Below are 709 nucleotides of genomic sequence, written 5' to 3' on the forward strand. Positions count from 1 at the left end.
GGAGAGGGGGAGGGCGCCGCTTCGGGCGGAGGTCCGGATGATCTCCGCCGAGCGAGCCGGTCCGGTGCGGTCGGACGGGCCGGGTGGCCTCGGTCGCCCTAGTCGATCAAGACCCTCGGCTTAATGCATATGATGTGCAAGTGCATGACTACTGCGTAAGGCCTGCGGGCCCCGACGACCTCGACGGTGCCCGAGCCGTCATGCTCGACACCGTCTACCACGACTTCGGCACCGGCTACGTGCCCCGCTGGCACGGCGACATCATCGACCCGGCCACCGCCTACCTGGCGCCGGCCCGCCACACGCTGCTCGTCGCCGTCGACACCGAGCAGCAGGTCGTCGGCACCGGTGCGCTGGACGCGCGCGGACCCCTCCACCCGCCGAACCCGCGTCATGTCGCCGACCGCTACCCCTCCGGCGCGACCGCTCAACTGCGCCGCGTCTACGTCCGACCCGAGCACCGGCGCCGCGGACTCGCCCGGCGCCTGGTCGCCGACCTCCTCGCGTTCGCCGCCGCCGACGGCGGCTACCGGACCGTCTACCTGCACACGGACCCGTCCGTCGAAGGCGCCGAAGCCTTCTGGCGATCCCTCGGGAAAGTCGTGCACGACGAGCGCCAGGACCCCGACGGCGGCCAGAGCGTCGTGCACTTCGACCTCCCCCTGCACGCCCTCACGCCGTAGCCCCACCTCGCCCCCCACCTCACAGG

The 709-nt window shown here is 72.4% G+C and carries 1 protein-coding gene; it reads left to right on the forward strand.

The features are described 5' to 3' along the window. Window positions 1-140 precede the first annotated feature (140 nt). On the forward strand, window positions 141-683 hold the full coding sequence (locus BZL64_RS38510; RefSeq protein WP_086773536.1) for a GNAT family N-acetyltransferase: 543 nt from the start codon (window positions 141-143) through the stop codon (window positions 681-683). Window positions 684-709: the final 26 nt, after the last annotated feature.

It is taken from the genome of Streptomyces bobili (assembly GCF_002154575.1).
Lineage (GTDB): Bacteria > Actinomycetota > Actinomycetes > Streptomycetales > Streptomycetaceae > Streptomyces > Streptomyces bobili.